Annotated in this window: 2 protein-coding genes; both read right to left on the bottom strand. The window is 40.0% G+C overall.

The genetic code is table 11. The features are described from left to right. Nucleotides 1-205: 205 nt before the first annotated feature. Complete coding sequence (locus tag AABK37_RS41230; protein WP_432557151.1) at nucleotides 206-643, bottom strand: hypothetical protein; 438 nt, start codon at nucleotides 641-643, stop codon at nucleotides 206-208. Between the two features lie 180 nt (nucleotides 644-823). After that, nucleotides 824-1,645 carry a TniQ family protein gene (locus tag AABK37_RS41225; RefSeq protein WP_432557150.1) on the bottom strand — a complete coding sequence of 274 codons (822 nt, stop codon included), beginning with the start codon at nucleotides 1,643-1,645 and terminating at the stop codon, nucleotides 824-826. Between the last annotated feature and the right edge of the window lie 126 nt (nucleotides 1,646-1,771).

Genomic DNA, 1,771 nt, shown 5'->3' with positions numbered 1-1,771 from the left:
GCTGACTCTGCTACTAATAGTACCTCTAAGGAAGTTCTGGAAACATTAAGAATGTGCCAGAAGCCTACACCGACCTGTACTCAGGCGGTGTAGGTAGTTCACTAGTTGATAATCTGATTGAGAGAGTTCCAAATCAAAAAGGCCTTGCTCTCAACTCTTAAAACTCTCACTCTCTGCGCCTCTGCGCCTCTGCGTGACACAAAAATTATCTACCATCCACTTCCGAAGAATAATCTTCACAAAAAGCCTTCAACCCAATGTGAATAATAATCACCGTGACTGCAACAACTAAAGGAGATAACACATCCCCCGAAAAACCCATCGTTACCAACACTGCACCCAAGCGTTCCACAGCATCCTGATTATCCAAATCGCCCCATTTCTTCCACTGCTTATTCAGCATTCCCCCTTCTTGGCATAAATCACTTTTAGCAGCTCGTCCAAATTTCTGTAAAAAACTCTGAGAGTTTTCTTGTGTAAGTTTTGTAATTGCTGCGGTTTGTTTTACCAGCATTTTTTCATCTGAGATTTTATCCTCTCCTTGTTTTTGCTCTGAATCTGGGGCATAGCGCAGTTCTGTTAACTGGCGGTCAATTTCGGCAGAGAGGGCAGTAATTTCTTTAGGGGTAAAGATGCTATTCATTTTGAGTTTCGCTTGTTTTAAAACATTTTGTGTGCCAATAGAGACTTTTTTCGCTTCAACAATAGCGAGAAGTTCCCCTTGCACAAATAAAGCATAATCAGCAGTAACGCGATCTAGGAGAGCGATCGTCTGTTCCCTGCCAAACTCCTTTAAGCATAAATCCTTATTTATACCAAACTTCTACAACTTTAATTCCAGACTAAAATTCCCGAACAATATCTTGCCCAATTCCTGAAAATCTGACCCAAACAACTGGGATACACTAATTTTCGCCTTCTCGCACACAGGAATAATTAACTTCACTAAATGATAAGGTTGACTTTGATTTATTGTTGAGGCTATTCTCAAGGATTCCATGATTCCTCCTAAATCTCCCAATAACTTCACATCCTTTCCAATTGCTTGTTCCAACACTAACAAAATCAATTGTAATTTTCGGGTTAACTCGATCGGGATGGGTTTATAACCTAATTGGGGAGTAAGTGCAATTAATTCGCTAATTCCTTGAATATTAACTCGATATTTCTCTATTTCCTCTTCGCCTTTAATTTCCTGTCCTAACCACCCGTAACAACGAGAACAAAATCCCGCAGGTGAAAACTTAGCCATCACAGGTAAGCGCGAATCACAATGAGGACATTCTTCTACCAATCGCTGTTTGTGAATCAAGCAAAATTCTACATCCTTAAATGACCATAATAAGGGTTCATAGATAGTTTTGTTCTCCTGCATCCACTCTTCCCAACAACAAGGACACCAAGCGCGATAGTTCTGAAATAACCCCTTGTCATAAATCATTCCTTTCCAGCTTAAAAGGGTCAAAAAGCGTAAATCATGACGCATTGTTAACTCTTCTAAGACAGTGACTAACTTTCCTGTCATTTCTCGCATTCCGTTGATAGTCGGTTTAGCATCGCTATTTCCCAATAGGTGACTCAGATTTTTTGACAATAGCTCAGATTTATCCTCATCTTTGATGATAAGTGGCGCAATTTCTCCCATAACGAGCTTCTGAGAGGTTAAACAGTGTCAGTAAACCAAAAAGTTTTCTCCTCAAGGCGATCGCTAACCAGCCATTGCGTAGTTTTAGGTGCTAGGTGATACTAAATATCTTAAAAGTACTTATGC

Origin of the sequence: Tolypothrix sp. VBCCA 56010, assembly GCF_050875635.1 — a bacterium.
Lineage (GTDB): Bacteria > Cyanobacteriota > Cyanobacteriia > Cyanobacteriales > Nostocaceae > Hassallia.
The sequence above is the reverse complement of the archived record's forward strand: the minus strand, read 5'-3'. Positions and strand labels throughout refer to the sequence as shown.